This window comes from Enemella dayhoffiae (assembly GCF_002250625.1).
Taxonomy (GTDB): Bacteria; Actinomycetota; Actinomycetes; order Propionibacteriales; family Propionibacteriaceae; genus Enemella; species Enemella dayhoffiae.
In genome coordinates this window covers 1-26431 of sequence record NZ_NMVQ01000002.1, presented here as the reverse complement: position 1 = coordinate 26431, position 26431 = coordinate 1, and the positions used below count along the sequence as shown (strand labels likewise).

Genomic DNA, 26431 nt, shown 5'->3' with positions numbered 1-26431 from the left:
GCCAGCGATCGCGCCCGGGCAGCGGACGCGGCGAAGCCGCCGGTCAGTGCAGCCCAGCCTCGAAGGCGATGATCGTCAGGCCCGCCCGATTCGGGCACCCGAGTCTTTTCATCAACCGGCTCAGGTAGGTGATGACGGAGTTTCAGCAAGCAACGGGTGGGCGCGCAGGGTGCGGAGGGCGTCCAGCCCGTCCAGCTCGAGCATCCGGAGGTCCATCAGCAGCAGGTCGGGACGCAGGGCAGCGGCCTTGGCCAGGGCCGCGCGGGCGCTGGTGGCCACCCCGACCAGCCGGATCGGCCTCGTCTCACCGGGCGCCTCGAGCCGGGTCCGCAGACCCGCTTGCAGCAGGGGTTGATCATGGACCAGGAGTGCGCGTAGCACCGCGCCAGGCACCGCGGCGCTCATTGCAACAACCTAACCCGCAGCGCGTTCAGGCTTCGTGATAGCCCTGCTCCACCGCGTACAACGCCAACTCGACCCGGTTGTGCAACTGCAGTTTGCGGAGCACGTTCTGCACGTGGTTCTGCACGGTGCGATGGGAGACGAACAACTCGTCGGCGATCTCCCGATAGGCCATCCCCTTGGCGACGTAGCGCAGCACCTCGATCTCGCGGCTGGTCAGCGAGGGGCCGGAGTCATTGTGCTCCTCGGCCTTGGTGACCATCCGGCGGAACTCGCCGAGCACCATCCCGGCCAGGCTGGGGGTGAACACGGCCTCCCCGGCGGCGGTCTGGCGTACCCCCTCGCGCATCTCCTCGGGGGTGGCCGACTTGAGCAGGTAACCCCGGGCGCCGGCCTTCACCGCGCGCAGCACGTCGGCGCGCTCGCCGGAGGCGGAGACCACCAGCACCTTGAGCTCGGGGAACTCCTCCATCAGGATCTCGGTACAGGTGGCGCCGTCGGGGGTGGGGATCTGCAGGTCCATCACCACCACGTCGGGCCGGGCGGCCCGGGCGCGGCGCAGGCAGTCCTCCCCGGTCCGGGCGGTGGCGACGATGACGAACCCGTCGTCCTCCAGGTCACCACCCATGGCCTCCAGCCACATCGGGTGGTCGTCGACCAGCATCACCCGCTTGCCGGTCGTCTCGTTGCCGTGGTTGCTCATCCCGTTCGACGAACCCTTCGCTGATCCCGAATCCTGCTCACGGCTGGATCGGAATGCGGAACTCCCACTCCACCCCGCGCCCGGGTGCGGTCCGCAGGGTCGCAGTGCCGCCGAGCTCGTGGATCCGGCCGTAGATGGAGTCTTTCATGCCCATCCGGCCACTTCGCATCGCCGCCGCGAACTGATTCGGGTCCCCGCCGACCCCGTTGTCGCGGACCGAGATGACCGCCGTGTTGCCCTCCATCTCGAGGAACAGCCAGGCCTTCGCCTGCGGTCCGGCGTGCTTGGCCACGTTGTTCAGCGCCTCGGTGATCACCGCGTCGAGTTCCAGCGCCCGGGCGGTCTCCAGCAGCAGCGGTTCGGCGGGGGTGGAGACGGTGACCGTACTGGAGGCGTGCCGGTCCAGGGCGACCGCGAAGTTGCGGTGCGTCACGTCCTGCGGGTTGCGCGAGTGCGGGTCGATGTCGCGTTCCTGCAGCATGGCGCGCAGCTGCACCTCCTGGTCGCGGGCGTGCCGGGCCAGCATCATCCCGCGCGGCCCCAGGTGCGGCCCCTCACGTTCCACCAGGGCGAGCACCTGCAGTACGCCGTCGTGCACGATCCGAGCCAGTCGCTGTCGCTCGCCGATCGCCGCGGCGTTGGCGTACAACCGCTGTTGCTCGGCCGAGGCCTTGCGCAGCTGGTCGACCATGTGGCCGAGCCCGCCAGCGCCCAGGGTGAGGGCGACCATCAGCCCGATCACCTCCGGACGCGGATCCGGGTGCTGCAGCAGGATGAGACCGAAGATCACCAAGGCCGAACAGGCCGCCGCCGCCCAGCCGTAACCCACCGCCAGGGTCATCGACGCGACCGCCGCCCAGAGCCCGGTCACCGGTAGCCAGTGTCCGCCGCGCCCCAGTGACGCCGCCGACAGGGCGGTGAGCCCGAGGGTGAACAGGAAGTCGGCGAAGAAGACCACGGGACGCCGCAGGTTCGGCACGGCGTACACGAAGTGCGCGGCCACGGTCGCCCCGGTCAGCAGCACGTTGACCACGACGAACAGCAACTGGTTCTCCGCAGCCGGGAAGCGCAGCGCGTTCACCGCCAGGGTGAGCAACGCCAGCACGTAGCGACTGAAGTCGAGCAGCCGGAACAGCGGCTGGATCAGCACATCAGGCTGGCCGCTCATCCAGGCCCGCCGCCCGCCTCCTGCTTGGCCAGCTCCTTGGCCTCGGTGGCGTAGAGGTCCACGTATTCCTGACCCGAGAGCTCCATGATCGCGTACATCACCTCGTCGGTGATCGAGCGCAGGATGAACCGGTCCTCGGCCATCCCCTGATAACGGGAGAAGTCGAGCGGCCTGCCGAACTTGACGATCGGCGCCACCACGCGGCCGAAGTGCTTGTTGACCGGGGCGATCACGTCGGTGTTGATCACCGCGGTCGGGATCACCGGCACCTGCGCCTCCAGCGCCAGCCGGGCCACCCCCGTCCGCCCCTTGTAGAGCTTGCCGTCGTGGGAGCGGGTGCCCTCGGGGAAGATGCCGAACAGCTCACCGCGACGCAGTACGCGCAGCCCGGCGCGCAACGCCCCCTCCGACGCCTTGCCACCCGAGCGGTCGATCGGCACCTGCCCGGTCCCGGCGAAGAAGCGGCGCTGCAGCATCCCCTTCAGCCCGGTGCCGGTGAAATAGTCCGACTTGGCGACGTAGGTGATCCGGCGACGCAGCGCCAGCGGGGTGAACAGCCAGTCGGCGATCGACAGGTGGTTGCAGGCGATGATCGCCGGTCCGTGGGTGGGGACGTTTTCCGCACCCTCGACGATCGGGCGGAAGATCCGCTTCAGGCCGGGACCGAGCAGCACGTTCTTGAACAGCCAATAGAGGCTGCGTCCCCCACCGGAGCCCTGGATCCGGTCATTCAGCGGGTCGACCTGGACCAGTTCGGTGCCGGGTTCCTCGGGCAGCTTGTCGGGTGCGGGCATCACCGCGCTCCTTCGTCGGTACGCCGCAGCGGCTCGGTCTCCAGCGGTGCGGGCGGCACGCCGGTGCCGGGCCGCGGGCGTACCTTCTCCTCGATGTTGCGACCCGCCAACGCACCCGACTTGACGCTGGTGGCGTACACGTCGACATAGCGCTGGCCGGACAGGGACTGCACCGCCGCCATGATCTCGTCGGTGACATAGCGCAGCACGGCCCGGTCGGTGGCCCGGTCGTAGTAGGCGGAGAAGTCCAGCGGCGGCCCGATCCGGATCCCGGGGCGGCGCATGAACGGGATGCCGAACCAGCCCTTGACGAACTCGGTACCGACGGTGGCCACCGGCAGCACCCGGACCCGGTGCCCGAGCACCAGCCGCGCCACCCCGGTCTTGCCCTTGTAGAGCCGGCCGTCCGGTGAGCGGGTGCCCTCGGGATAGATGCCGACGATCTCACCGGCCTGCAGCACCTGGCCGACGGCGTCCACCGACTCGTTGCTGGCGCGTCCGCCGGAGCGGTCCATCGGCAGCATGCCGACGTTGCGCAGGAACCAGCCGACCACCCGACCGCCGAGGCTGCGCTGCCCGGTGAACAGTTCGGACTTGGCGGGGAAGGTGACCCGACGCTCGATCAGCGCCGGCAGCAGCACGGTGTCGCCGTAGGAGAGGTGGTTGCTGACCAGGATCGCCGGCCCGGTGGGTGGCACGTTCTTGCGTCCCTCGATCCACGGCCGGCAGACGGCCTTGATCACCGGGGCAAAGAGGAACCACTTGAACAACCAGTAGGGCACGCCAGAACGATACCGGCCACTCGTCCAAAGCCCGCACCTTCCGGATCATGAGGTTGCGTTTAGCATGGGGGCGTGGTCACCAAGCAGCAGGCCGAGGACGCCCAGATCGCCGAGCACGCGGCGCCGATGCACGCCGGCGACGGGCCCGTCGGGGTGCTGTTGTGCCACGGGTTCACCGGGTCACCGTGGCCGTTGCGGCCGTGGGCCGAGCACCTGGTCGAGGCCGGTTATCGGGTGTCGCTGCCGTTGTGGCCCGGGCACGGTACGACCTGGCAGCAGCTCAACCAGACCGATTGGCAGGAGTGGTACGCCGCGGCCGAGACGGCGCTGCGCGAGCTGCGCCAGCACTGCGAGACCGTGTTCGTCGGCGGGCTGTCGATGGGGGGTGGGCTGGCGCTGCGGCTGGCGGAGCGGCTCGGCTCGGACGTGAGCGGATTGGTGCTGGTCAACCCGGCGATCGCGCTCGCGGACAAGCGGCTGCTGGCGCTGCCGGTGCTCAGCCGGGTGGTCCCCTCGCTGGGGGCGATCGGCAACGACATCGCCAAGCCCGGCGCGAGCGAGTACGCCTATCGGCGTACGCCGCTGAAGGCGCTCTATTCGCAGACGATGATGTGGGCCGACATCCGGGCCAACCTGGCCCGGGTGAATCAGCCGATCCTGATGTTCCGCTCCGAGCAGGACCACGTCGTCGACGGCTCCTCGGCCCGGCTGATCCTGGCCGGGGTGTCCTCCAGTGAGGTGACCGAGCGGCTGCTCACCCGCAGCTATCACGTGGCGACCCTGGACCATGAGGCCGAGGACATCTTCAACGAGTCGGTCGAGTTCATCCGTCGGCACACCGCGGCCGGCGACGATCCACGATGAATGAGCGGCGGCCCGAGGACTACGACCGCGACTTCGCCCAACTGGTGTCGGGGCTGGAGCTCGGCGGTGGTCCCGAATCGTCGCCTCCCCCGGCCGATCCGCCCGACCTGAGCGCTCGGCGTACGCCGCGGGCGCACCCGAGCGACCCGGACTGGTTCTCGATGGACGAGTCACTGGAACGCGCCGAACCCGACGAGCCGGACGCCTCGGAGTGGAAACCCGACCCGCTGCCCGCGCCGCGGTTCGGGACCCTGGCGCTGGTGTCGCTGGGACTGTTCGGCTATTGCCTGGTGGTGCTGCTGCTGGTCATCTTCGGCGCCAAACCTGCCCCGTGGGTCGGCTGGACCGCGGCCGCCGCCTTCGTCGCCGCGATGCTCATCGGCTGGCGGGCCCTCCCCCGCGATCGCGATCCGGGCGACGGAGACGGCGCGGTCGTCTGAGCTGGTCGCGCGGCGGGAGTACGCCTCAGCGCGGGCAGGTGCACCACTGCTCGGGCGGCACCTGACTCTTCACGTCCTCGACGTGGTCACCGCAGCCTGCCCAGGTGGTCTTGCCGCACTTGTCACACTGCACCGGTCGGCACATGGGTTTCCTCCTTGGTCGGTCCCCATGATGCTAGTCCCCCGCCCGGACAGGGCCGCCCGGCGTACCCCCGCCTTGTGAGGCGTACGCCGATCCAGCAGACTGGCACCGACCGACCAGGAGGAGAAATCGGGATGCCAGAGATCGTGAAGGGAGTCATCGCCCGGGCCAAGGGCGCTGACGTGGAAGTCGTCGACATCGTCGTGCCGGACCCGGGACCGGGTGAGGCCAAGGTCCGCGTGCAGGCGTGCGGGGTGTGCCACACCGACCTGCACTATCGCGAGGGCGGCATCAACGACGAGTTCCCGTTCCTGCTCGGCCACGAGGCCGCCGGCGTCGTCGAGGCCGTCGGCGAAGGGGTGACCGAGGTCGCCCCCGGCGACTACGTGGTGCTCAACTGGCGCGCGGTGTGCGGCCAGTGCCGGGCGTGCGCGAAGGGCAAACCCTGGTACTGCTTCGCCACCCACAACGCCACCCAGAAGATGACCCTGGCCGAGGGCGACCCCGACGCCGGCGCGGAGCTCTCCCCCGCCCTGGGCATCGGCGCGTTCATCGAGAAGACGCTGGTCGCCGCCGGTCAGTGCACCAAGGTCGACCAGAGCGCCGCCCCCGAGGTGGCCGGGCTGCTCGGCTGTGGCGTGATGGCCGGCATCGGCGCCGCGGTGAACACCGGCAACGTCGGCCGCGGCGACTCGGTCGCGGTGATCGGCTGCGGCGGGGTCGGGATGGCCTCGATCGTCGGTGCGGTGCTGGCCGGGGCGGCCAAGGTGATCGCCGTCGACACCGACCCGCGCAAGCTGGAGCGGGCCAGCCAACTCGGCGCCACACACACCGTCGATGCGAAGGCGGTGGGCGACTCGGTGGAGAAGATCCGCGAGTTGACCGACGGCAACGGCGCCGACGTGGTGATCGACGCCGTCGGCCGCCCCGAGACGTTCACCCAGGCGTTCCACGCCCGCGACCTGGCCGGCACCGCGGTGCTGGTCGGCGTACCCACCCCGGAGATGAAGTGGGAGGTGCCGCTGCTGGAGGTGTTCGGCCACGGCGGCGCGGTGAAGTCGTCCTGGTATGGGGATTGCCTGCCCAGCAGGGATTTCCCGATGCTGATCGACCTCTATCTCCAGGGCCGGCTGCCGCTGGACGCGTTCGTCAGCGAGAAGATCGGGGTCGAGGAGATCGAGCAGGCGTTCGACAAGATGCACCGCGGCGACGTGCTGCGCTCGGTCGTGATGATCGGAGGAGACAAGTGAGGATCGACCACACCATCACCTCGGGGACGTTCACCCTCGACGGGGAGACCCACCAGGTCGACAACAACGTGTGGGTGATCGGCGACGACTCCGAGTGCCTGATCATCGACGCGCCGCACTCGGTGGAGGAGATCCTCAAGGTCGTCGGCGATCGGCGGGTGCTGGGGATCGTCTGCACCCACGCCCACGACGACCACGTGCGCGTGGTGCACGAGCTGGCCGACCGGGTGGAGGCGCCGATCCTGGTCCATCCCGACGATCGGCCACTGTGGGAGCTGACCCACCCCGGTGCCGGTTGGGACCGCGACCTGCGCGACGGCGAGAAGCTGGTCGTCGCCGGCGAGGAGGTGCGGGTGATCCAGACCCCGGGCCACTCCCCCGGCGGGGTCTGCCTCTATCTGCCCGCCGACGGGGTGCTGTTCTCCGGGGACACCCTGTTCAACGGTGGCCCCGGGGCGACCGGGCGGAGCTATTCGGATCGGGGTGTGATCGAGAGCTCGATCCGGGAGAAGCTGTTCACGCTGCCCGAGGACACGGTGGTGCACACCGGCCACGGCGACTCGACCACGGTCGGCGCCGAGAAGGCGGCGCTGGGCTGAGGTTCAGCGGGATTCGACGCGCTCCTTCAGGCCCTTGAGCGCGCCGTCGACGATGGTCTTCTCGGCCTTGCGCTTCAGCGCGCCGAGCATCGGCAGCTTGATGTCGACCTTGAGCGCGTAGGTGACCCTGGTGCCGTCGCCGGTCGGCTGCAGGGTGTAGGAACCGTCCATCGCCTTCAGCTGCTTGGCCTCGATCAGGTGCCAGGACACCTTGTTGTCGGCCCAGTCGTAGGCGAGCGTGTAGTCGTCGGTGATCATCGGGTGTTTCAGCACCATCCGCACCTGGTCGGCGTACCCGTCGGTTTCGCTGAGGACGGTTGCGGTGACCAGGTTGTCGACCCACTGCGGGTACGCCGGAAAGTCGGCGATGACGGCCAGCACGTCCTCGGGGCTGGCGTCGATGTCGATGCTGGCGGTGGTCTGCTCGGCCACGGTCGTCCTCTCCTTCGTGCGGGTCGAGTTCACTCTAGGTCAAGGGCCCGGAGCAGGGTACGCCGGGCCGCGGCGGTGCTGAAGTGGTCTGCGACGTGGGCGACTCCGGCGGCGCCCATGGCGACCCGGCGGCGTGGGTTGGCGAGCAGTTCGGCCAGGGCCGCGGCCCAGGCCTCGGGGTCATCGGGCAGCACCAGCCCGGACTCGCTGGTCACGGTTTCGGGTGCCCCGCCGGAGTCGCCGACCAACACGGGCAGTCCGCTGGCGGCGGCCTCCAGCATGGCCAGGCCCAGCCCCTCGGGGTTGAGCCCGGCGAGTCGGGTGCGGACCGGGGCGGCGAACAGGGCCGCTGCGGCGTACTCGGTCGCCATGGCGTGGTGCAGCACCGGACCCGCCAGCTCGACGTCGTCCAGGCCGGCGGCGCGTCGGGTGAGGGCGCCGCGCTGCGGGCCGTCGCCGACAATGCGCAGCCGACCGGGCAGGTCGGGGTGGTGGCTGCGCAGGAGCCGCCAGGCGTCGATCAGCGTGTCCAGGCCCTTCTGCGGTACCAGTCGGGCGGCGGCGAGGACGACCGGCGGACCAGGACTGTCACGGGTGCCGGGCGCGGTGAAACCTGCATCGACCGGCGGGGGCAGGCGCACCATCCGCTTCCGGGCGTCCGCGCTCAGCGCGGGGGCGATCCGGGTGGCGGTGAACTCGGAGATGGTGGAGATCACATCCACCCGCTCGCCGATTCGCCGCAGCAGTTGACGGCTGCCCGGCAGGGTCGCCCACCAGGTCTCGTGGCCGTGGCTGAGCGCCAGCTGACGGACGGCGCCGGCCCGGCGCAGGTGCGGGGCGAGCAGGCCGAGCGGGGCAGCCGCGCCGAACACGACCCGGGTGGCGCCGTGGTGGCGGAGCAACTCGCTCGCCCGCCTCGCCACGGACGGTGTGGGCAGCAGCGGACCGGGCAGCCGGTGGATGGGGTGGGCCGCTTTCTGGTCGTACGCCGCCGCCTGCGGGTGGGCGGCGGTGAGCACCACCACCTGGTGGTCGAGCAGGGCGCAGACGGTCTCGACGAAGCTCTCGATGCCACCGAGGCGCGGCGGGTGGTCGTTGGTCACCACCAGGGTGGTGCGGGTTGCGGGGGTCATCGGCCGACGATTCTGGCGAGCTCGGCGGCGACGGCGCGGTCGAGGTCGGGCTGGGTCCAGCCCGCGGCGGCCAGCGCCTCGGGCCAGGTGCGTCCGGCGCGCAGGGCCTGCACCACCCGATCGGTCGAGCCATCGCCGCGATCCAGCACGCGGGCCGCCAGCCAGGCGCGCGTGTAGTGGGCCTGCAGCCGGGGGGTGCCGGCGGCCAGTTCCTGATCGCTCGGGGGGCCGGCAGCCGGGCCGTGGGTGCGCTGGTCGGCCGCCAGCAGGGTGGTGAGCTGGCCGGCGGCGGCCGGCTGGTCGCCCAGGGCGACCAGGTCGGCGTACCCCTCGGCGAACCAGAGGGGACCCGGCAGGCGCACCGTCCCGGTGGCGACGTGGGTGGCCTCGTGGGTGATCAGGAGCTGTCGGGCGGTGTCCCCGGTCGCGCCGCCGGCCTCGGGGTTGATCATGATCCGCACCGCGGGTCCCTCGGTCCAGGCGGCGGCCGCGATGTCGCGCCGGCTGCCGGTTGGTACGCCGAGCATCCGCTCGAAGTCGGCGGCGCTGTTCGGCAGCTGGGCGACCAGCTGTGGTGGTCGCAGTCCGTGCCTGGACAGGGGTTCGCGGGCGGCGGACAGGGCGGCGAGCCAGGGTGCCGGGTCACGGTCGGGGGTGGCGATCACCGCGACGCCCGTGCCGCGGGTGACGGTGATCGGCCGCTGCAGCCAGATCGGCTGCTGCCGGGTGCTGTCGGCTGGTGCGTCGGTCAGGCCAGCAAGGCGGAACCGGCCGTCGCGCTCGACGACGGTGAGGTACGCCTTGTGTTCGGCCGTGGTCGCCTCCTCGGGCAACCGCCAGTCGACGATCAGCTCCCGCACCTGTACGCCGCCGCCGAGCCGGGCGGTGCGCTCGGGAGGCGGGGTGGCGGTGCGGGTGCCGGGGCGCAGCTCGACCCGGAACTGGGCCAGGTTGGCGCGGAGCTGTTCGGTGGCCGCAGGCAGGGTCGGGTCGGCGGTGGCGGCGCGCGGGTCGATCAGGGCGGCCGTCGCCGCGGGGTCGGTCAGCGCTCGCCCCAGTTCGGCCACGAAGGAGGGCCACGGGTCCTGGGTGGGTGGCGCGCCGCCACCCGCCGGGGTGCGGGTGGGCGTACCGGCGCACGCCGTCAGCAACAGAACGACCCCCAGCAGGGCGAAAAGCAGCCTGCGGGGGGTCGTGTTCTGAGGGCGCTGATCAGCCGACGCGGACCGCCTTGGTGTAGCGACCGGTCAACGGCGCGTACTTCACCACGGTCGTCGAGTTCGGGGCGTGGATCACCTGACCGCCACCGACGTAGATCGCCACGTGGCTCAGGTCGCCATAGAACACCAGGTCGCCCGGCTGGACCGAGGAGATCGGGATCTGGCTGCCGGCGCCGGCGTACTGCGCCTGCGAGGTGCGCGGGATGGAGACTCCGGCGGCCTTGTACGCCGCCATGGTCAGTCCGGAGCAGTCGTAGCCGCTGGGGCCGGTACCGCCGTAGATGTAGGGCTTGCCCAGCTGGGCGCGGGCGAAGCCGATCGCGGCGCCGCCGCGGCCGCTGGCGTTGGCGACCGGGGCGGGTTCGGCCTGCGGGGCGGAGGCGTTGGGAGACCTGGTCGACTTCGGGGTGGCGCTCGCCGACGCCTTGGGGGTGGCGCTGGTCGACGCCTTGGGGGTGGCGCTGGTCGACGGCCTGACCGACGGGGTCGCCGAGGCGGTGCTGCGGCGACCGGCGGCGCTGGTGTCGTTGTTGCTGGCCTGCTGGGCGGCCTGCTCGGCGCGCTCCTGGGCCTCGCGGGCCTCGCGGGCCTGTTCCTCGGCGAGGCGGGCACGCTCCTCGGCGGTCAGCCGGTTGAGCACCTTCTGGGCCTCGGCGACCTTCTTCTCCGAGTCCTCGCGGGCCTTCTTCAGCGCCTTGGTGGACTTGTCGATGGTGTCCACGTCGGCGGCGGCGCCGCGCTTCATGTCGGCCAGGTTGGCCTGCTGGGTCTGGAACTCCTGCAGGGTGCTGTTCTGGTTGTTGCTGACCTGCTGGATGGTCGAATATTCGCTGAGGAAGGAGTCGCTGTCCGAGCGCAGCACCACCTGGGTGGTCGGGCTCAGGCTGCGGTTCTGGAACTGGGCGAGGGCGACCTGACCGACCTGGGACCGCATCCGGTCGACCTTGGTGGTCTGGGCGGTCATGTCCGCCTCACGGTTCTTCAACCGCTTGGACGCCGAGTCGAGCTGCTCCTGGGCGCCGAGCGCCTCCTGGTCGAGGGCGGCCGCCTCCATCGAGAGCGACTCCACCGTGGCCTTGGCCTTCGCGACCGCGTCGGGGTCGGCCAACGCGACCTGCGGAGCTCCGGTGGCCACCATGGCACCCACCGTTGCCGCGAGTACGCCAGCGCGCAGCGCCTTGTGCATGCGTGCGACCACGCCTATTCCCTTCACCTCACGCCTACCGGGTTAGCTGACGGATTCGGGCTGGAAGGTTGCCCTACGGGCGTACGCCCGTTTCACCCCAAGTGACCTGGTTCCCCGGCTCCGAAACTGGACTCGGCGCGGGCAGCGCCATGCCACCCGCAGGTCACCCTAGGTCACGGGAAAGTCACACGCAACCTGAGAAGTCTCAGCGTCCGCCAGACGCCAGCCAGGGCAGACTCTCAGGTTCCTCAGGGGGCACGGGACGGACCAGCCGCAACGGTGGCACCAACCCCTGTTCGGCCAGCACCGTCAACGCCTGGTGCTCGTCGGCATCCAGGTGCACCGGACCCGGTGCGTCATCCGGCACGCCCATCAGCACCGAGATGACACAGTCCTTGCAGGCTCTCGGACGCGCCACGCACGTCCCGCAGTCGATCTCAATCGATTCCATGGGAGCAGTCTGCAGACCCCCACTGACAGTGCTGATCCCCCCGGGTACGGGGCGCCGGCCTGGCAACGGCGTCCTGACGCGAGGCTCGGCCAGCGCGCCCCGCCACCTCAGAGCAGTCCACGCTCGTAGGCGACACGCACGGCGGCCGCCCGGTCGCCGACACCCAGCTTGTCGAAGGCGTGGGTGAGATGGGTCTTCACGCCATGTCCTCAGCGTTGCCGGCTTCGGGCAGGGATGGATCATCCGATCGGGTCACTCGAATCGCGCCGATCGGCCCCGCTTCTTCGACCGGCTGGCTGATTCGTCCCGGCCGCCACCGCGAGACGGTGGTCCAGGCAGGTCGCCGAATGCCTGCCGCCCCACACACAGACGAGGACGCCTGATGGCCGCCAACACCCTTCACTCCGAACAATTTCCAGCCGAACCGTCCCCGGACGCGCACGAGCAGCGCACCCGGATCGGGTGGTGGCCGAGCCTGCTCGGCCTCGGCGCCGGGCTGCTGGGGGGCGGCGGTGACGGGACCAGCGTCACCATCGCAAGCGTGGTCGCGGTCATCGCGCTCATCTACGTCGCCGCAGCCGTGACCGACCGTCCGCCCACTGCCTGGTGGAGCCTGCTGGTGTCCATCCCCGTCGTGCTCTCCGGCCGACTCGCAGGAGTGGCCGCCCTGCCGTTCCTGATCATGGCTGCGCTGGCGTTGGCGCTGATCATCATCGGGTGGCGCAGGGGAACGTGGGCGCGTGCCTGCAACCGGCTGCAGTTGTACGCCCTGGCCGGGTTCGGCGCCATCGCGGTCGCCGGGGCACTCACCGACGGCACGGTCGCTGCCCTGCTCATCGCCGGAGGTCTCATCGCCCATGCCGCCTGGGATGCGGTCCACCTCGTTCGCCGAAGCGTCGTCGGACCCCGGTACGCCGAACTCTGCGCGGTGCTCGACGCGGTCCTCGGTCTCACCATTCTCTGGGGCCTGCTCTGACGGCGTCACTGTCGATCCGCCCAACCCAACAGCACCTCGCCGGGTGTCCAGCCCCGGCGTCACGACGAAAGGCACACGATGAGCAAGTTGGTCATGATCGAATTCTCCACCGTGGATGGCGTCATGCAGGGGCTCGGCTCCCCTGAGGAGGACACCACAGGGGGGTTCGCGCACGGTGGCTGGGGGGCCAGGTTCGCCACCGCCATGCCCGAGGTGGTCGATCCCTCGGGATTGGCCCACACCTCGAGCTACCTCTTCGGCCGGCGAACGTTCGAGAAGCTGGCCGCGTTCTGGCCGCTGCAGCCCTCGGACAACCCGGTGGCCGCACACCTCAATGCGACGCCGAAGTACGTCGTGTCGCGCACCCTGACCAAGGCCTCCTGGTCCGGCACCAGGATCATCTCCACCGAACTGACCGCTGCGGTGCGTGAACTGAAGAAGCGGACCGAGGGAGACATCGCCGTGCTCGGCAGCGGGGAACTCACCCGGCAATTGCTGGCCCACCGGCTGGTCGACGAGATCCGCCTCTTCGTCCACCCGCTGCTGCTGGGAGCCGGCAAGCGGTTGTTCGGCGAGCAGCCTGCCCCGCAGGGTCTGGAGTTGAGGTCGGTCGGGCAGACCAGCCTGGGAACGGTCGCCCTGGTGTACGGGTTCACCGAATGACGCCGGACCCTCTTGTGATCGCGGAGGACCTCGTCGCCGTGGAACGGGCCGGGCGGTGGCGAGTCGGGAGCAAGGGGGTCCCGCACTTGGAATGATCATCGCACCACAGCACTGTCAGAGGTCATCCGTACGGTCCTCGATATGGCCCTGGCGTACCCCGATCCGATGCTGCAGCCCAGTCTCACCGACCTGGGTACCCCGCTGTCGGCCACCACCTTCCTGGTGGTCGACCTGGAGACGACCGGCGGCAGCGAGGGGGACGCGATCACCGAGATCGGGGCGGTGAAGGTGCGCGGGGGTGAGGTGCTCGGGGAGTTCCAGACGCTGATCAACCCGATCACCCACATCCCCGCGCTGATCCAGGTGCTGACCGGTATCACCAACCAGATGGTCGCCGACGCCCCGCGGCTCGCCCAGGTGCTGCCGGGGTTCCTCGAGTTCGCCCGCGGTGCGGTCTGGGTGGCGCACAACGCCGGCTTCGACGTCGGTTTCCTGAAACGCGCCTGTGCCGCGCACGACCAGCCGTGGCCGGCCCCGCGCACCCTGGACACCGTGGCGCTGGCCCGGCAGGTGATGCTGCGCGACGAGGTGCCCAACCACAAGCTGGCCACCCTCGCCCACCACTTCCACTCCACCACCACCCCCAACCACCGGGCCCTGTCGGACGCCCGCGCCACCGTCGACGTGCTGCACGGGCTGATCGAGCGGGTCGGCAACCTTGGCGTACACACCCTGGACGACCTGCTCGAGTTCACCCGCCGGGTCTCCAAGGAGCGCCGCGCCAAGCGGACCTGGGCCGAGGGGCTGCCGGCCGAACCGGGCGTCTATCTGTTCCACGACGAGGTCCCCGGCGACGACGGGCCGCAACGCCGGGTGCTCTATGTCGGCAAGGCGACCAACATCCGCCGCCGGGTGCGCAGCTATTTCACCGCCGCCGAGACCCGCCGCCGGATGGATGAGATGGTCCGGGTCGCGCACGGGGTGGAGGCGGTGGTGTGCCTGACCCCGCTGCAGGCGGAGGTGACCGAGCTGCGGCTGATCGAGCGGCACTCCCCGCGCTACAACCGGCGCTCGAAGTTTCCGCGCAAGCTGCACTGGCTCAAGCTGACCGACGAGGCGTACCCGCGGTTGTCGGTGGTCCGCCAGGTCCGCGGTGACGACGCCAGCTATCTCGGCCCCTTCCGCAGCCGGCAGACCGCGGGCCGGGTACTGGCCGCCCTGCACGACGCCTTCCCGATCCGGCAGTGCACGGGGCGGTTGTCGGTGCGTACGACCAGCTCGGCCTGCGCGCTGGCCGGGATGGGGAGGTGCCTGTCACCCTGCGACCACTCGGTGAGCGTCGCCGAGTACGCCGAGGTGGTGGCCGCTCTGCGGGTCTGCCTGTCCGGTGATGTACGCCCGGTGCTCACCGCGGCGCGGGTACGCCTGCAGCGGCTGATCGACCAGGAACGGTTCGAGGAGGCCGCCGAGCTGCGCCAACGCCTCGAGGCGTGGACGAGCACCGCCGTCCGGCATCACCGCGTGGCCAGCCTGGCCCGCTGCCCGCAGCTGGTGGCGGCCCGGCACACCGACGAGGGCTGGGAGATCCACGTGATCCGGCACGGCCGACTCGCCGGAGCCGCCCTGGCCCGGCCGGGCGAGGTGCCGCAGGCCGTGGCCCGAGATGCCGTCCAGGTGGCCGAGACCGTGCCCGCTCCCCCGCCGCCGCTTCCGGCAGGCACCGTTGAGGAGGCCGAGCGGATCGCCGCCTGGCTCGAGCTCGACGGTGTACGCCTGATCGAGGTCGACGGCGACTGGTCCTGGCCGCTGCACGTCGGCCTGGCCCCGGGCGCCCTCGCCACGCACGCCCTCGGCGCGAGCCGACCCGTCGGCAAGCGTCGATGAGCGCACCCCCGTTCTGGAAGAGCCCGCGGAGAAACCCCGCGTCACCCGCGCAACCGCCCGCTGACTCGTCGCGAGGGATTTCGACGAGGGCGATGAGCGAAGAACGGGGATTGGGCGCGCGGGCGTGAGACGACCCCAATAGGATGCCTCTCATGGTCACTGCCATTGTTTTCGTCACCGCCGACGTCGCCCGCATTCCCGAGGTCGCCGAGCAGATCGCCGCCCTGGATGGGGTGACCGAGGTCTATTCGGTGACCGGGCGGATCGACCTGATCGCGATCGTCCGGGTTCGCGACCACGACGCCGTCGCCGCGGTGATCGCCGACCGGTTGAACAAGGTGCCCGGGGTGACCAACACCGAGACCCACATCGCCTTCCGGGCATACTCCAGCCATGACCTCGACGCCGCCTTCTCCCTCGGCAACTGAGCAGCGGTCGCCGACCACAGACCCGCTGCTGGCGCGCCGACAACGCTCGTTGCGGTTCTGGTGGGTGCTGGTGGCGCTGACCACGGCCCTGGCGATCGTGGTGACATTCCTGGCGTGGTGGTTGGCCCGGCAGGAGCCGTGGACGCCGATCCCGATCCCGACCGGCGTACCCAGCTAGGCAGCCGAGCCGCCCGCGCCGATCAGATCAGAACCCGGCCGATGCAGATCCCGGCCAGCACGACGCCGAGCACCGAAAGACTCACGACGTCAAAGCTGGTCCGGCTGCCCCGCGGGTTGGCCGACAGCAATGCCCCGGCGGCGGCACCGCCGATGATCGCACCGAGCAGGCTGATCGCTCCCGGCAACGACCCGAGGACCAGGTTCACCAACACCATCAGCCCGAACAGGATCAGATAGCCGCGGACGTCCTCGCCGTTGCGGAAGCCGAGCGCGGCGCGGGCGGCGAGCAGTCCGAGGATGGCGCTGTACGCCAGCCCCCAGGCCAGCATTGGATAGAGCAGCGACAACGCCGCGGCCGAGCCGAGTCCGGCGATCACGGCGATGGCGAGCATCCGGCCGCGGCCGAAGGCGGCCTCGACGTCGCGCCCGATCAGCCACATGAAGAGCAGGTTCAGCAGCAGGGTGAACAGGCCGCCGTCGGGGACCACCACGCCGGTGACCAGCCGCCACAGTTGTCCGGAGGCGATGCCCTGACCGGAGTACGCCAGCACCTGGCTGGCGATCCCGCGGCCGAAGCCACCGGTGAACAGGTCGATCAGGCCGACCGATCCCATCGCCACCATCAGCGCGGCGGTGGTGCTGACCGGGCCGCCGCTGAGCCGCAGCCCGCCGAGGGACCGCGGGGTCGAACCGGACGACCCTCGCCCGCCGAATCCACCGAAGCGGCCCCGACCCGACCCCCGGCCGCCACCGCTGCCGGGGGGCGTCGACATCTGCTGTTCGGCGACGCAGACCGGGCACTGGAAACCGACCGAGGCCGGCCGCATGCACTCGCCGCAGATCGGGCGGTCGCACCGCTGGCAGGTGATTCCGGTGGATCGGCCCGCGTGCCGGAAGCAGGGCTTGAACCGTTCGTCATCGCTGGGAGCGGGTCTGCCGCCGGACCCGTGGCCCTTGGCGAACTCCTCCCAGGTGAAGTCCGGTCGCTCGCCGCGCTCCCGGCTGTCGTCGCGCCCCTCGGTCATCGGATCAGCTCTCGCTGACCTCGACGGAGTTGATCACGACCGGTTCGACCGGGCGGTCCATGCCGCCGGTGCGCACCTTGGCGATGGCGTCGACCACGTCGCGGCTGGCCTGGTCGGCCACCTCACCGAAGATGGTGTGCCGACGGTTCAGGTGCGGGGTGGGCGCCACGGTGATGAAGAACTGCGAGCCGTTGGTGCCGGGCCCGGCGTTCGCCATCGCCAGCAGATAGGGCTTGTTGAACGCCAGCTCCGGGTGGAACTCGTCACCGAACTGATAACCGGGGCCGCCGCGGCCGCTGCCCTCGGGGCAGCCGCCCTGGATCATGAAACCGTCGATGATCCGGTGGAAGCCGAGGCCGTCATAGAACTTGCCGGTGGTCTTCTGCCCGGTCTGCGGATCGGTGTACTCCTTGCTGCCGGTCGCCAGACCGACGAAGTTGTCGACGGTCTTCGGGGCGTGGTTCTCGAAGAGGTTGATCACCACGTCGCCGTGGTTGGTGTGCAGGGTCGCAGTCTTCGCCACCGGGGGCACCTTTCTTCTGCTGATCAGTGTTCACTGGGGTGTTTCGGCCACCGTCGCGGTGGGCGTACCCATCCTTGCACGGGTGGCCGAACCGGCCCCCGCCCGAGGCGCCTTGAACCCGGCCGATACCGTGGGGTAACTCCAACCGGAGCCGACAACCCACACGGAGGAATCGTGAAGGTCAAAGTAAACGCCGCCGCAGAGAATACTCACACGGCCGCGGGCACCCGTGCCGCCTACCTCGCCGACGCCAAGAGCAAGCTCAGCCCCCTGCTGGATCAGGGCAAGGACAGGCTGACCCCGCTCGCGACGGACGCCCGCGAGAAGGGCGCCCAGTACGCCCAGCAGGCCGCCGATGCCCTGGCCCCAACCATCGCCGTCGCCAAGGAGCGTGCCCGCGGGGGCTATGAGGACATCGTCCCCAAGCTCTCCGATGCGCTGGAGAACCTGGTCAACAACCCCAACGCCCAGGAGGCGCAGAGCCGCGGCATCGCCGCCGTTCAGGCGCTGCGCGGCGAGATCGGGCTCTCCAAGGGCGAGCAGAAGAAGCTGCAGAAGGCCCAGCTGGAGCAGATCAAGGCCCTGCGCAAGAGCGCCACTCCGGCGAAGACCAAGAAGAAGGGCAGCCCCTTCTTCGTGATCCTCGCCCTCGGTCTGCTCGGGGCCGCCGGCTACTTCCTCTGGAAGAAGTTCATGGCGCCGTCCGACTCCGACTGGCAGTCCGCCTCGGCGTACGAGCCGACCAAGTCCGCCGACAAGCCGGCCGCCAGCAGCCAGTCGTTCGGTGAGCCGGTCGACGCCCCGGCCAACGAGCAGGCCGCTCCCCCGGTCGATCGCACCAAGTACAACGAGGACGCCTATGTCGGGGCCGAGCCGCCGGCCGGCTTCACCATCAAGGGCAACGAGCGCTCGATGAAGTATCACACCGCCGGCAGCGGTGGCTATGAGCGCACCATCGCCGACGTGTGGTTCACCAGCGAGGAGGCCGCCGAGAAGGCCGGCTTCTCCCGCGCCCAGCGCTGAACCCAGCACCGCCAGGAGGCGGGTACCCCGGACGGGGTGCCCGCCTCCTGTCGTTCCCGGACAACACCCGCGGCGAACGGACAACACCGGTTCGCCCACCCACGGTCACATCACCCCGCCCTGATCGGCCTGTTACTGATAGCAGGTCATCGAGGGGGAACCATGGACACCACCGATCGTTGGGACTGGGTCGACGCGCGACCGTTCCGGATGCACGCGCGGCGGCTGATCGCCGAGACCGGACTGCGCCCCCGGGAACTGGCACTGTTCGCTGGCGTACCGCCGCGGCTGTTGGCGCGGCTGGTGGCCGGCGACGGGGTGCGGAAGCTGACCCGGGTCTATGCCCGCCGACTGATCGCGATCGAGCTGCGCGCCGTGCCGGAAGCGTTGCACCTGCCGGTCCCCGCCCGGCGGGCCGCCACGTTGTGCCAACGGTTGCGCGCGGCCGGGTTCGGCACCGGGCAACTGGCGGAACTGCTCGGCGGGGATCGGCTGCTGGTGCAGACCCTGCTCACGGGCGAGACGGGTGAGGTGAGTCTGCGGGTCGAGTTGGCCGTGGCCGCGGCGGCGTACGCCCAGGGGATCAGTTTCCGGTTGGCCGAGCCGGTGGCGGCCTAGAGTGACGGGCGTGTGGGTGCCACTCGCGCTGTCGCTGCTGCTGGGGCTGGCCACGGCCCTGCTCACCATCCCCCTGCTGCGCCGCGTCCCCGAGCCGACCGACGTCCCCGCCACGGAACGCCCCGAGTACGCCCGGCTCGCCACCGGGGGGTTCGCTGCCGCGGTCGGGGTCTGCACCACCGCCGCCACGGCCCTGGTCACCCTGCGGCTGCCCGCGACGGTGTGGCCGGTGTGGCTCGGACTGCTCGGGTTGGGCAGCCTGCTGATCTGCATCGACGCCGCGACCACCTGGCTGCCGCTGTGGCTGACCCGGCCGTTGTGGCTGGTGACCGCGCTGGGTGGGCTGGCGGTGACCGGGCTGGCCGGTTGGCGGAGCGGGCTGCGGCTGCTGCTCGGGGCGCTGGCCTGCCTGGCGTTCTGGTGGTTGGTCTGGCGGGTGGTCGGCGGGATCGGCTTCGGGGACGTCCGGCTGGCCCCGGTGCTCGGCGCCTGCGCCGCCGCCGCCGGCTGGGGGGTGCTGTTCTGGAGTGTGCTGCTGGGCACCCTGGCCGGCGCACTGTTCGGGCTGGCCCGCGCCGCACTCGGGCGGCGTGGACTGTTTCCCTACGGCCCGCCGCTGCTGATGGGACAGTTGGTCGCGGTGGCCTGGTTCGGTTCCGGCTGAGGGGGGTACACCGTCAGCGGCCGGCCGCGGTGCGGGTCGCCTGCACCCACTGCTCCAGCTTGGCCGCGGCGGCCCCGCTGTCCAGGGTCTGCCGGGCCAGCTCGACCTTCTCGTTGAGCTGCTCGGTCAGCGGGCGATCCAGATCCGGGCCCGCGTGTGCCAGCAGCGCGGCCGCGGTGTTCAGGGTGACGATGTCGCGCACCGGTCCCCCGGCGCCGGCGAAGGTGTCGCGGGCGATCCGGGCGTTCAGCACCCGATCACCGCCGACCAGGTCCTGGACCCGGGCCCGTGCGATGCCCAACTCGGTCGGATCGAGCCGGGTCTCCACGACCCGACCGTGGTTGACCAACCAGACCCGGGAGTCTGTGGTCGTGGTCAGCTCATCCAGCCCGTCGTCGCCGTGGAAGACCAGCCCGCGCACGCCGCGGGCGGCGAGCACCCCGGCGATCAGCCCGGCGGAACGAGCGTCGGCAATGCCGATGGCCTGGGCCCGGGGCCGGGCCGGGTTGGACAGCGGGCCCAGCAGGTTGAAGGTGGTCGCGATCCCGAGCCCGGCGCGAACACCCGCGGCGTGCCGCAGCGAGGCGTGATAATGCGAGGCGAACAGGAAGACGATGCCGGCGGCGTCCATCACCTGCTGCTGCTTCTCGGCCGGCAGGTCGAGCACCACCCCGAGCTCCTCCAGCACGTCGGCGGTGCCGCAGGCCGAGGAGGCGGCCCGGTTGCCGTGCTTGGCCACCGTGGCACCGGCCGCGGCGGCGGTGACTGCCGACATGGTGGACACGTTCACCGTGTTTGCCCGGTCCCCACCGGTGCCGACGATGTCGACGGCGTCGGCCTCCAGGCTGATCGGGCGGGCCTTCGCCAGCATCTGATCGGCCATCCCGGCCAGTTCGGCGACGGTCTCCCCCTTGGCACGCAGGGCGACGGCGAAGGCGGCCAGGTGCACGTCACTGGCGGCGCCGCTGAGCACCTCGTCCATCGCCCAGCCGGTCTGGTCGGCGGTCAGGTCCTGACCGGCGACCAGCGCGCTGAGCAGGTCCTGCCAACGATGAGCCACGATCCGTCCCGAGACTCAGGCGCGGGCCGGCGTACCGGACTGGCGCTGGCGGAGCAACCCGGCGACCTCGGCGGCCAACCGGCGCGGGTCGATCGGGTGAGCCACCACGGCGTCCGCGCGCGACCAGGTCGCCAACCAGGCGTCGTCCATCCGGCCCACCACGACCAGCACCGGCGGGCAGTGCGGGATCTCGTCCTTCAACTGCCGGCAGATTCCCAGGCCGCCGGCGGGGACCGCCTCACCGTCGAGCAGGGCGAGATCGATCCCGCCGTTGTCCATGGTCTGCACCACCGCACGCGGGGTGGCCACCTCGACCACGCGGACCGGCAGGTCGCTGGCCACCTCGGCACCGAGGGCGAGCCGGATGGCCTGACGAACGGTGCGGTCATCGGAATAGACCAGCACGGTCGCCGATCGCGACTCCTCGCGCGACGAGTGGTCCTGCGACGGTGCCTGCGGCGATTCTGCGCTCATCTGTTCCTCACTGCGCGGGTTGAGAGATACGGGGCCGGTTGGGAGATTCGGGGCCGGTCGGGAGATTCGGGTCCGAAAGACCGACCACGGGCGATCATATCGGCGTCCGACCCCCGCGCCAGCCGCGACCGGATCCGGCGCACCGCCCGGGCGCCCGATCCGCCGCCGCTGCGGCGTACCGAAGTGACCTTGGCCACACCGCACCGCGCGCGCCTTACAACAAAACGGTTGCATCCCGTCCGATCCCGGCGCCCGGGATGACTGTCGCGGCAACTAGAGCAATAATGCTCCTGTGGCTACTTCTTCCGAGACGACCCCCCGGCCCGGTTCCGTGGAACTTCCGACCGGTGCCGTGCACCCGATCGCCCGTTCCCGGCTGAGCGGGGTCAAGGGTCGGCCGGACATGGTCGCGGTGGGCACGATGATCTGGCTCGCCTCGGAGCTGATGTTCTTCGCCGCCCTGTTCGCGGCCTACTTCACGATCCGCTCGGTGACCAACCACTCGACCGCCGGCGACCCGGCGGGGACGCTGTGGCATCAGGGCACGTCGATGCTGAACGTCCCGTTCGCGCTGGCCAACACGATCATCCTGGTGCTCTCCTCGGTCACCTGCCAGATCGGCGTCTTCGCCGCCGAGCACGGCAACGTGAAGAAGATGCGGTTCTGGTACATCGTCACGTTCATCCTCGGCTCGATCTTCATCGGCGGCCAGGTGTTCGAGTACGCCTCGCTGTGGCATGAGGGCCTCACCCTGCAGTCGGATGTGTATGGGTCGCTGTTCTATCTGGCCACCGGCTTCCACGGCCTGCACGTGACCGGCGGTCTGATCGCGTTCATCTTCGTGCTGGGCCGGACCTACGTGGCGCGGCGGTTCACCCACGAGCAGGCGGTCTCGGCCGTCGCCATCTCCTACTACTGGCACTTCGTCGACGTGGTGTGGATCATCCTGTTCTCGGTCATCTACTTCCTGAAATGACCACCCCCCGAATCGACGGCACCAGCCAACCCCAACCCGAAGGGACGTCCCCCGTGAGATTCCTGTCAGCCAGGCGACGGCACCGCGCAGCACGGCCGCTGCTCCTCGTGTTGGCACTCTTCCTGATGGGTGTCGTGTACGCGGGATTCGCTCCGGCCGGGAAGTCCAGCGCGGACACCGCCATGACCCAGCAGGTCAAGGAGGGTCAGCAGCTCTTCGCGGTCGGCTGCGCCTCCTGCCACGGACTCCAGGGAGAGGGCGGATCGCAGGGCCCGTCGCTGGTCGGCGTCGGCGCCGCGGCCGTCGACTTCCAGGTCAGCACCGGCCGGATGCCGATGGCCCACCCGGGCGCCCAGGCGCCGCGCAAGCCGAACAGCTACACCCCGGAGGAGACCGCCAAGCTGGCCGCCTTCGTCGCCCAGCTCGGTGAGGGCCCGCCCATCCCGCGCCCCGAGCAGTACAGCCCGAGTGGGCTGAGCGAGGAGGAGATCGCCAAGGGTGGCGAGCTGTTCCGCACCAACTGCTCGGCCTGCCACAACTACGCCGGCCTGGGTGGTGCGCTGCCCAACGGCAAGTACGCCCCCACCCTGGAGGGCGTGGACAACAAGCACATCTACGAGGCGTTGCGCACCGGCCCCCAGCAGATGCCCGTGTTCTCCACGGAGGCGCTGCCCGATGAGGACGTGCGCGCGATCATCGGGTATCTGAACGAGTTGCACGAGCAGCCCAACCACGGCGGCATGAACTTCGGCGGCCTGGGCCCGGTGGCCGAGGGCTTCTGGGCCTGGATCGCCGGGATCGGCGGACTGGTCGCCTTCGCCGTCTGGATCGCTTCGAAGGGAGCACGCGCCAAGTGAGCAGCGAGAAGAGTGGATCCAACCTCCCCGAGCGCGGGACCGGTCACGGTGAGCACGACGGCCCCGACAGCCACGGCGCGCACGGCTCGGCCGTGGCGACCCGGCCCGAGCCGGACGAGAACGGTGTCGTCGAGTATCAGATGATCGACGACCCGGGCCTCGAGGAGCACGTCGAGCGGTACACCGACGTGGACGACGCGGCCGCGGCCCGCGCCACCCGGCAGATCGTGGCCTGCTTCGCGGCCGCTCCCCTGCTGGCGCTGGCGTTCATCGTCATCTATTTCTGGCCCGGACTGCGCAAGTACTCCATCGAGTTCGGTTTCATCCACGCCAACGCCCAGCACGTCGGCCTCGGTCTGACCCTGGGTCTGGCGGTGCTGCTGATCGGTATCGGCGCGGTGCAGTGGGCGCGCGAGATCATGGGCGATCACGAGATCACCGAGGAGCGGCACGTCGCCAGCTCCAGCGACGCGGACCGCAGGGCCACGATGGCCGAGGTGGACAAGGGCATCGCGGAGTCGGGTCTGTCCCGCCGCGCGGTGATCGGCCGCTCGCTGCTGGGCGCCATCGGCCTGACCGCTCTGGCCCCGCTGGTCACCCTGGCCGACCTGGGTCCGTGGCCGCTGCCGTCCACCCGCAAGCGGACCATCGAGCGTACGCTGTGGCACGAGGCCTCCGCGGCCAAGCCGGTCCGGCTGGTGAACGACGTCACCTGGCAGCCGATCAAGGCCTCGGCCATGCAGATCGGCCAGCTGGTGAACGCCGAGCCGGCCAACCTGGAGAAGCTGCACGGCCCGGAATTCCAGACCGAGAAGGCCAAGTCCGCGATCATCATCGTCCGGATGGACCCGAACTCGATCAAGATCCCCGAGCGTCGCAAGGACTGGCACGTGGCCGGGATCATGGCGTACTCGAAGATCTGCACGCACGTGGGCTGCCCGATCTCGCTGTGGGAGCAGCAGACCCACCACCTGCTGTGCCCGTGCCACCAGTCGACCTTCGACCTGGGCGACGGCGGTAAGGTGGTCTTCGGGCCCGCCGCACGTGCCCTGCCGCAGCTGAAGATCACCGTGGACAACGAGGGCTATCTGGTGGCCACGCAGGACTTCACCGCACCGGTCGGGCCGAGCTATCCCGAGCGCGACTGGTTCCCCGACGACGAGGGTGAGTGATCACTGATGGCAAAGCCCGCAAAGGTCTCCGAGACCGCGACCGACGCCACCCAGGCGAAGTCCCCCGACAAGAAGCACCCCCTGCAGCCGCTCGCCGGCGCTGCCGGCTGGGCCGACGACCGGCTCGGCCTGGCCGCCATGGGCAAGAAGAACCTGCGCAAGGTGTTCCCCGACCACTGGTCGTTCCTGCTCGGTGAGATCGCGCTGTATTCGTTCATCATCCTGCTGCTGACCGGTGTGTTCCTGACGATCTGGTTCAAGCCGTCGATGAACGAGATCGAATACGAGGGGTCCTATCAGCTGCTCAAGGGCGTGGCGATGTCCGAGGCGTACGCCTCATCGCTCGCGCTGTCGTTCGACATCCGCGGCGGCCTGCTGATCCGGCAGATCCACCACTGGGCGGCGATGTTGTTCATCGGCGCGATGTTCGCCCACTCGCTGCGGGTGTTCTTCACCGGCGCCTTCCGCAAGCCGCGCGAGCTGAACTGGCTGCTCGGCGTCGGCCTGCTGTCGATGGGCATGGTCGAGGGGTTCGCCGGCTATTCGCTGCCGGACGATCTGCTGTCGGGCACCGGCCTGCGGTTCGCCGACGGGATGATCCGCTCGGTGCCGATCATCGGCACCTGGGCCGAGTTCTTCGTGTTCGGCGGGGAATATCCGGGCAGCCTGATCATCCCGCGGCTGTACATGGCGCACATCCTGCTGATCCCCGGCCTGCTGCTCGGCCTGATCGCCGCCCACATGGCGCTGGTCGTGTATCACAAGCACACCCAGTATCCCGGCCCGGGCCGCAAGGAGACCAACGTCGTCGGCTATCCCCTGTTCCCGGTCTACATGGCCAAGGCGGGCGGCTTCTTCTTCATCGTCTCCGGCATGCTGGTGCTGATGGGGGCGTTCTTCCAGATCAACCCGGTCTGGCAGTACGGCCCGTACAATCCGGCCGAGGTGACCGCCGGTTCGCAGCCGGACTGGTACATGGGCCCGGCCGAGGGCGCGGTGCGGATCATGCCGGCCTGGGAGTGGCACATCGCCGGCACCACCTGGTCGTGGAACGTCTTCCTGCCCGGCGCCGGCCTGCTCGGGCTGCTGTTCACCTCCATGGCGCTCTATCCGTTCATCGAGCGGTGGATCACCAAGGACGAGCGCGAGCACCACATCCTGGAGTTCCCGTATCAGAACGCCACCCGCACCGCACTCGGTGCGGCGGCCATCTCCTGTTATCTGATGTTCCTGCTCGGCGGTGGCAACGACATCCTGGCGATCAAGTTCAACCTGTCGCTGAACGCGGTCACCTACTTCCTGCGGGTTGCGGTGTTCCTGGTGCCGGTGCTGGTCTTCATCGCCACCAAGCGGATCTGCCTGGGCATGCAGCGGCAGAAGCAGGAGCGGGTGCTGCACGGCTCGGAGTCCGGTCAGATGGAGCGTTCCCTGGACGGTGGCTACTCCGAGGGCCACGTGCCGCTGTCGCGTGATGAGGCGTACACCCTCACCTATCGCAACGACGTGATGCCGATCGAGCCGGGCGCGACCACCGACGAGTCCGGCGTACGCGTCAAGGGCGGTGCCAGCAAGCTGCGCGCCACCATGCAGCGTTGGTTCTTCCGCGACAACTTGCCCAAGCCGACCCGCGAGGAATACGACGAGGCCGTCCAGCACACCCTGCACGAGGGCCACGGCGACGACCACGGTCACGACGACTCCCACGGCTCGAACGCGGTTGGGCACAGTGACCGCAAGGAGCTCAGCGGCCAGCAGTGATCACTGGCCACAAGGGCCTCGGACCGCTCGGTCCGAGGCCCTTCCTTTTGTACGCCGCCTCGCGCGCGACACGCCCAATCCCCTGCGGCGGGTACGCCGCCTCGCGCGCGAGGTGCGACACGCGGCGGCGGTGGATCAGGAGGCGGCGACCTCCTGGTGCTGCTTCGCCTCCTCGGCGGTGATCGGGTATTCCTCGCGGCAGAAGTTGCAGACCAGCGACCATCGGGTGGAGACCGGGAACAGTGGGATGAAGAAGAGGGTGAACTTCGACCCGTGCTTGAGCAAGGTGAGCGGCTGGTTCCCGCAGCGGCGGCACGCGTACATCAGCGTGCAGATGATGTCCAGATATCCCTTGGTTCCCCAGATCAGCATGATCCCCAGCCTATCGAGGGGTGAGGGTCGCGGGCGCGTCGCGCGCGAGGCGCCCGGGGATTGGGCGCGTCGCGCGCGAGGCGGCGTACCCGCCGCCGAGCGTCTGGCGACGCGCCCCCGCTCTGGAAGGACACCAAGGAGAACCCCGCGTCGCCCGTCTTCCCTCCGCAGAGTCGCCGCGGGGGTTCGACGGCTGTCCTGAAGCGCGGGGA

Annotated in this window: 30 protein-coding genes, 1 pseudogene and 1 riboswitch; of the genes and pseudogenes, 16 read left to right on the top strand and 15 right to left on the bottom strand. The window is 70.2% G+C overall.

Annotation, left to right across the window (positions count from 1 at the left end; translation table 11 throughout):
- Positions 1 to 120: 120 nt before the first annotated feature.
- From CGZ93_RS02710 to CGZ93_RS02690, 5 genes are read right to left on the bottom strand one after another with little or no spacing between them, the layout of a single operon-like run.
- Positions 121 to 405: a response regulator gene (locus CGZ93_RS02710; protein ID WP_094362620.1), complete on the bottom strand. Its 285-nt coding sequence runs from the start codon at positions 403 to 405 to the stop codon at positions 121 to 123.
- A 25-nt stretch (positions 406 to 430) separates the two neighbouring features.
- Positions 431 to 1105, bottom strand: coding sequence for a response regulator (locus CGZ93_RS02705; RefSeq protein WP_094362619.1), 675 nt, complete (start codon positions 1103 to 1105; stop codon positions 431 to 433).
- 37 nt (positions 1106 to 1142) lie between these two features.
- Positions 1143 to 2273, bottom strand: coding sequence for a sensor histidine kinase (locus CGZ93_RS02700; protein WP_094362618.1), 1131 nt, complete (start codon positions 2271 to 2273; stop codon positions 1143 to 1145).
- Positions 2270 to 3067: a lysophospholipid acyltransferase family protein gene (locus CGZ93_RS02695; protein ID WP_094362617.1), complete on the bottom strand. Its 798-nt coding sequence runs from the start codon at positions 3065 to 3067 to the stop codon at positions 2270 to 2272. The genes CGZ93_RS02700 and CGZ93_RS02695 overlap by 4 nt, the downstream gene beginning before the upstream one ends.
- The gene (locus CGZ93_RS02690; RefSeq protein ID WP_094362616.1) at positions 3067 to 3849 is read right to left on the bottom strand and encodes a lysophospholipid acyltransferase family protein; all 783 of its coding nucleotides are present in this window, start codon (positions 3847 to 3849) and stop codon (positions 3067 to 3069) included. The genes CGZ93_RS02695 and CGZ93_RS02690 overlap by 1 nt, the downstream gene beginning before the upstream one ends.
- Positions 3850 to 3921: 72 nt before the next feature.
- On the opposite strand from CGZ93_RS02690, the gene CGZ93_RS02685 reads away from it, so the two are divergent.
- The 4 genes from CGZ93_RS02685 (at position 3922) to CGZ93_RS02670 (ending at position 7144) form a co-directional block, all read left to right on the top strand.
- The gene (locus tag CGZ93_RS02685; protein WP_229117151.1) at positions 3922 to 4713 is read left to right on the top strand and encodes an alpha/beta hydrolase; all 792 of its coding nucleotides are present in this window, start codon (positions 3922 to 3924) and stop codon (positions 4711 to 4713) included.
- Positions 4710 to 5153 (top strand): hypothetical protein, encoded by a 444-nt coding sequence (locus CGZ93_RS02680; protein WP_094362615.1) that lies wholly within the window; start codon positions 4710 to 4712, stop codon positions 5151 to 5153. The genes CGZ93_RS02685 and CGZ93_RS02680 overlap by 4 nt, the downstream gene beginning before the upstream one ends.
- 276 nt (positions 5154 to 5429) lie before the next feature.
- Positions 5430 to 6545 (top strand): S-(hydroxymethyl)mycothiol dehydrogenase, encoded by a 1116-nt coding sequence (locus tag CGZ93_RS02675; RefSeq protein ID WP_094362614.1) that lies wholly within the window; start codon positions 5430 to 5432, stop codon positions 6543 to 6545.
- Positions 6542 to 7144 (top strand): MBL fold metallo-hydrolase, encoded by a 603-nt coding sequence (locus CGZ93_RS02670; protein ID WP_094362613.1) that lies wholly within the window; start codon positions 6542 to 6544, stop codon positions 7142 to 7144. The genes CGZ93_RS02675 and CGZ93_RS02670 overlap by 4 nt, the downstream gene beginning before the upstream one ends.
- A 3-nt stretch (positions 7145 to 7147) precedes the next feature.
- Here CGZ93_RS02670 and CGZ93_RS02665 read toward each other — a convergent pair whose 3' ends face one another.
- The 5 genes from CGZ93_RS02665 to CGZ93_RS02645 all read right to left on the bottom strand — a co-directional run bounded on the left by CGZ93_RS02665 (position 7148) and on the right by CGZ93_RS02645 (position 11566).
- Positions 7148 to 7576, bottom strand: coding sequence for an SRPBCC family protein (locus tag CGZ93_RS02665; protein ID WP_094362612.1), 429 nt, complete (start codon positions 7574 to 7576; stop codon positions 7148 to 7150).
- Positions 7577 to 7605: 29 nt separating this feature from the next.
- Positions 7606 to 8709: a glycosyltransferase family 4 protein gene (locus CGZ93_RS02660; RefSeq protein WP_094362611.1), complete on the bottom strand. Its 1104-nt coding sequence runs from the start codon at positions 8707 to 8709 to the stop codon at positions 7606 to 7608.
- Positions 8706 to 9860 (bottom strand): hypothetical protein, encoded by a 1155-nt coding sequence (locus CGZ93_RS02655; protein WP_094362610.1) that lies wholly within the window; start codon positions 9858 to 9860, stop codon positions 8706 to 8708. Before CGZ93_RS02655 ends, CGZ93_RS02660 begins: the two co-directional genes overlap by 4 nt.
- A 61-nt stretch (positions 9861 to 9921) precedes the next feature.
- Entirely contained in the window at positions 9922 to 11127 is a 1206-nt protein-coding gene (locus CGZ93_RS02650) for a C40 family peptidase (RefSeq protein WP_141211049.1), read from the bottom strand.
- Positions 11128 to 11130: 3 nt separating this feature from the next.
- Positions 11131 to 11263, bottom strand: a riboswitch (cyclic di-AMP (ydaO/yuaA leader).
- A 57-nt stretch (positions 11264 to 11320) separates the two neighbouring features.
- Positions 11321 to 11566, bottom strand: a complete 246-nt coding sequence (locus tag CGZ93_RS02645; RefSeq protein ID WP_094362608.1) for a hypothetical protein — start codon at positions 11564 to 11566, stop codon at positions 11321 to 11323.
- Between the two features lie 382 nt (positions 11567 to 11948).
- On the opposite strand from CGZ93_RS02645, the gene CGZ93_RS02640 reads away from it, so the two are divergent.
- The 5 genes from CGZ93_RS02640 (at position 11949) to CGZ93_RS18185 (ending at position 15695) form a co-directional block, all read left to right on the top strand.
- Entirely contained in the window at positions 11949 to 12542 is a 594-nt protein-coding gene (locus CGZ93_RS02640; protein ID WP_094362607.1) for a hypothetical protein, read from the top strand.
- 78 nt (positions 12543 to 12620) lie between these two features.
- Positions 12621 to 13205, top strand: coding sequence for a dihydrofolate reductase family protein (locus tag CGZ93_RS02635; protein WP_094362606.1), 585 nt, complete (start codon positions 12621 to 12623; stop codon positions 13203 to 13205).
- A gap of 165 nt (positions 13206 to 13370) precedes the next feature.
- Positions 13371 to 15089: a DEDD exonuclease domain-containing protein gene (locus CGZ93_RS02630; RefSeq protein ID WP_229117150.1), complete on the top strand. Its 1719-nt coding sequence runs from the start codon at positions 13371 to 13373 to the stop codon at positions 15087 to 15089.
- A 152-nt stretch (positions 15090 to 15241) separates the two neighbouring features.
- A complete protein-coding gene (locus CGZ93_RS02625; protein ID WP_094362604.1) occupies positions 15242 to 15517 on the top strand; it encodes an Lrp/AsnC family transcriptional regulator in 276 nt (91 codons plus the stop codon).
- Positions 15483 to 15695 (top strand): hypothetical protein, encoded by a 213-nt coding sequence (locus tag CGZ93_RS18185; protein ID WP_141211048.1) that lies wholly within the window; start codon positions 15483 to 15485, stop codon positions 15693 to 15695. Before CGZ93_RS02625 ends, CGZ93_RS18185 begins: the two co-directional genes overlap by 35 nt.
- A gap of 22 nt (positions 15696 to 15717) precedes the next feature.
- Here the strand turns inward: CGZ93_RS18185 and CGZ93_RS02620 are convergent, their stop codons facing one another.
- Together CGZ93_RS02620 and CGZ93_RS02615 are read right to left on the bottom strand one after the other, a co-directional pair.
- Positions 15718 to 16722 carry a rhomboid family intramembrane serine protease gene (locus CGZ93_RS02620; protein WP_094362603.1) on the bottom strand — a complete coding sequence of 335 codons (1005 nt, stop codon included), beginning with the start codon at positions 16720 to 16722 and terminating at the stop codon, positions 15718 to 15720.
- A 4-nt stretch (positions 16723 to 16726) separates the two neighbouring features.
- On the bottom strand, positions 16727 to 17245 hold the full coding sequence (locus tag CGZ93_RS02615) for a peptidylprolyl isomerase (protein WP_094362602.1): 519 nt from the start codon (positions 17243 to 17245) through the stop codon (positions 16727 to 16729).
- An 855-nt stretch (positions 17246 to 18100) separates the two neighbouring features.
- On the opposite strand from CGZ93_RS02615, the pseudogene CGZ93_RS20195 reads away from it, so the two are divergent.
- The 3 genes and pseudogenes from CGZ93_RS20195 to CGZ93_RS02600 all read left to right on the top strand — a co-directional run.
- Positions 18101 to 18268: pseudogene (locus tag CGZ93_RS20195) on the top strand (sunset domain-containing protein); the annotation flags it as partial.
- Between the two features lie 162 nt (positions 18269 to 18430).
- Positions 18431 to 18886, top strand: a complete 456-nt coding sequence (locus CGZ93_RS02605; RefSeq protein ID WP_094362600.1) for a hypothetical protein — start codon at positions 18431 to 18433, stop codon at positions 18884 to 18886.
- A gap of 10 nt (positions 18887 to 18896) precedes the next feature.
- Entirely contained in the window at positions 18897 to 19550 is a 654-nt protein-coding gene (locus CGZ93_RS02600) for an A24 family peptidase (RefSeq protein ID WP_094362599.1), read from the top strand.
- 13 nt (positions 19551 to 19563) lie between these two features.
- Here CGZ93_RS02600 and trpD read toward each other — a convergent pair whose 3' ends face one another.
- Both trpD and CGZ93_RS02590 read right to left on the bottom strand, forming a co-directional pair.
- A complete protein-coding gene (gene trpD, locus CGZ93_RS02595; protein ID WP_094362598.1) occupies positions 19564 to 20610 on the bottom strand; it encodes an anthranilate phosphoribosyltransferase in 1047 nt (348 codons plus the stop codon).
- A 15-nt stretch (positions 20611 to 20625) separates the two neighbouring features.
- Positions 20626 to 21084, bottom strand: a complete 459-nt coding sequence (locus CGZ93_RS02590; protein WP_141211047.1) for a response regulator transcription factor — start codon at positions 21082 to 21084, stop codon at positions 20626 to 20628.
- A gap of 292 nt (positions 21085 to 21376) precedes the next feature.
- Between CGZ93_RS02590 and ctaE the strand changes: the two genes are divergently transcribed.
- From ctaE to qcrB, 4 genes are all read left to right on the top strand, one after another.
- Positions 21377 to 22060, top strand: a complete 684-nt coding sequence (ctaE, locus tag CGZ93_RS02585) for an aa3-type cytochrome oxidase subunit III (RefSeq protein ID WP_456073004.1) — start codon at positions 21377 to 21379, stop codon at positions 22058 to 22060.
- A gap of 53 nt (positions 22061 to 22113) precedes the next feature.
- The gene (gene qcrC, locus CGZ93_RS02580) at positions 22114 to 22917 is read left to right on the top strand and encodes a cytochrome bc1 complex diheme cytochrome c subunit (RefSeq protein ID WP_094362711.1); all 804 of its coding nucleotides are present in this window, start codon (positions 22114 to 22116) and stop codon (positions 22915 to 22917) included.
- A gap of 140 nt (positions 22918 to 23057) precedes the next feature.
- Positions 23058 to 24089 (top strand): cytochrome bc1 complex Rieske iron-sulfur subunit, encoded by a 1032-nt coding sequence (gene qcrA, locus CGZ93_RS02575; RefSeq protein ID WP_094362710.1) that lies wholly within the window; start codon positions 23058 to 23060, stop codon positions 24087 to 24089.
- A gap of 6 nt (positions 24090 to 24095) precedes the next feature.
- A complete protein-coding gene (gene qcrB / locus CGZ93_RS02570) occupies positions 24096 to 25847 on the top strand; it encodes a cytochrome bc1 complex cytochrome b subunit (RefSeq protein ID WP_094362597.1) in 1752 nt (583 codons plus the stop codon).
- Between the two features lie 135 nt (positions 25848 to 25982).
- Here the strand turns inward: qcrB and CGZ93_RS02565 are convergent, their stop codons facing one another.
- The gene (locus CGZ93_RS02565; RefSeq protein WP_094362596.1) at positions 25983 to 26219 is read right to left on the bottom strand and encodes a zinc-ribbon domain-containing protein; all 237 of its coding nucleotides are present in this window, start codon (positions 26217 to 26219) and stop codon (positions 25983 to 25985) included.
- Positions 26220 to 26431: the final 212 nt, after the last annotated feature.

What these genes read in the sequence shown, in the direction of transcription:
- CGZ93_RS02710 (WP_094362620.1), bottom strand. Translation starts at nt 405, where the DNA reads ATGAGCGCCGCGGTGCCTGGCGCGGTGCTACGCGCACTCCTGGTCCAT.
- CGZ93_RS02705 (WP_094362619.1), bottom strand. Translation starts at nt 1,105, where the DNA reads ATGAGCAACCACGGCAACGAGACGACCGGCAAGCGGGTGATGCTGGTC.
- CGZ93_RS02700 (WP_094362618.1), bottom strand. Translation starts at nt 2,273, where the DNA reads ATGAGCGGCCAGCCTGATGTGCTGATCCAGCCGCTGTTCCGGCTGCTC.
- CGZ93_RS02695 (WP_094362617.1), bottom strand. Translation starts at nt 3,067, where the DNA reads ATGCCCGCACCCGACAAGCTGCCCGAGGAACCCGGCACCGAACTGGTC.
- CGZ93_RS02680 (WP_094362615.1), top strand. Translation starts at nt 4,710, where the DNA reads ATGAATGAGCGGCGGCCCGAGGACTACGACCGCGACTTCGCCCAACTG.
- CGZ93_RS02675 (WP_094362614.1), top strand. Translation starts at nt 5,430, where the DNA reads ATGCCAGAGATCGTGAAGGGAGTCATCGCCCGGGCCAAGGGCGCTGAC.
- CGZ93_RS02660 (WP_094362611.1), bottom strand. Translation starts at nt 8,709, where the DNA reads ATGACCCCCGCAACCCGCACCACCCTGGTGGTGACCAACGACCACCCG.
- CGZ93_RS02645 (WP_094362608.1), bottom strand. Translation starts at nt 11,566, where the DNA reads ATGGAATCGATTGAGATCGACTGCGGGACGTGCGTGGCGCGTCCGAGA.
- CGZ93_RS02640 (WP_094362607.1), top strand. Translation starts at nt 11,949, where the DNA reads ATGGCCGCCAACACCCTTCACTCCGAACAATTTCCAGCCGAACCGTCC.
- CGZ93_RS02635 (WP_094362606.1), top strand. Translation starts at nt 12,621, where the DNA reads ATGAGCAAGTTGGTCATGATCGAATTCTCCACCGTGGATGGCGTCATG.
- CGZ93_RS02630 (WP_229117150.1), top strand. Translation starts at nt 13,371, where the DNA reads ATGCTGCAGCCCAGTCTCACCGACCTGGGTACCCCGCTGTCGGCCACC.
- CGZ93_RS02625 (WP_094362604.1), top strand. Translation starts at nt 15,242, where the DNA reads ATGGTCACTGCCATTGTTTTCGTCACCGCCGACGTCGCCCGCATTCCC.
- CGZ93_RS18185 (WP_141211048.1), top strand. Translation starts at nt 15,483, where the DNA reads ATGACCTCGACGCCGCCTTCTCCCTCGGCAACTGAGCAGCGGTCGCCG.
- CGZ93_RS02620 (WP_094362603.1), bottom strand. Translation starts at nt 16,722, where the DNA reads ATGACCGAGGGGCGCGACGACAGCCGGGAGCGCGGCGAGCGACCGGAC.
- CGZ93_RS02605 (WP_094362600.1), top strand. Translation starts at nt 18,431, where the DNA reads ATGGACACCACCGATCGTTGGGACTGGGTCGACGCGCGACCGTTCCGG.
- CGZ93_RS02590 (WP_141211047.1), bottom strand. Translation starts at nt 21,084, where the DNA reads ATGAGCGCAGAATCGCCGCAGGCACCGTCGCAGGACCACTCGTCGCGC.
- qcrA (WP_094362710.1), top strand. Translation starts at nt 23,058, where the DNA reads ATGATCGACGACCCGGGCCTCGAGGAGCACGTCGAGCGGTACACCGAC.
- qcrB (WP_094362597.1), top strand. Translation starts at nt 24,096, where the DNA reads ATGGCAAAGCCCGCAAAGGTCTCCGAGACCGCGACCGACGCCACCCAG.
- CGZ93_RS02565 (WP_094362596.1), bottom strand. Translation starts at nt 26,219, where the DNA reads ATGCTGATCTGGGGAACCAAGGGATATCTGGACATCATCTGCACGCTG.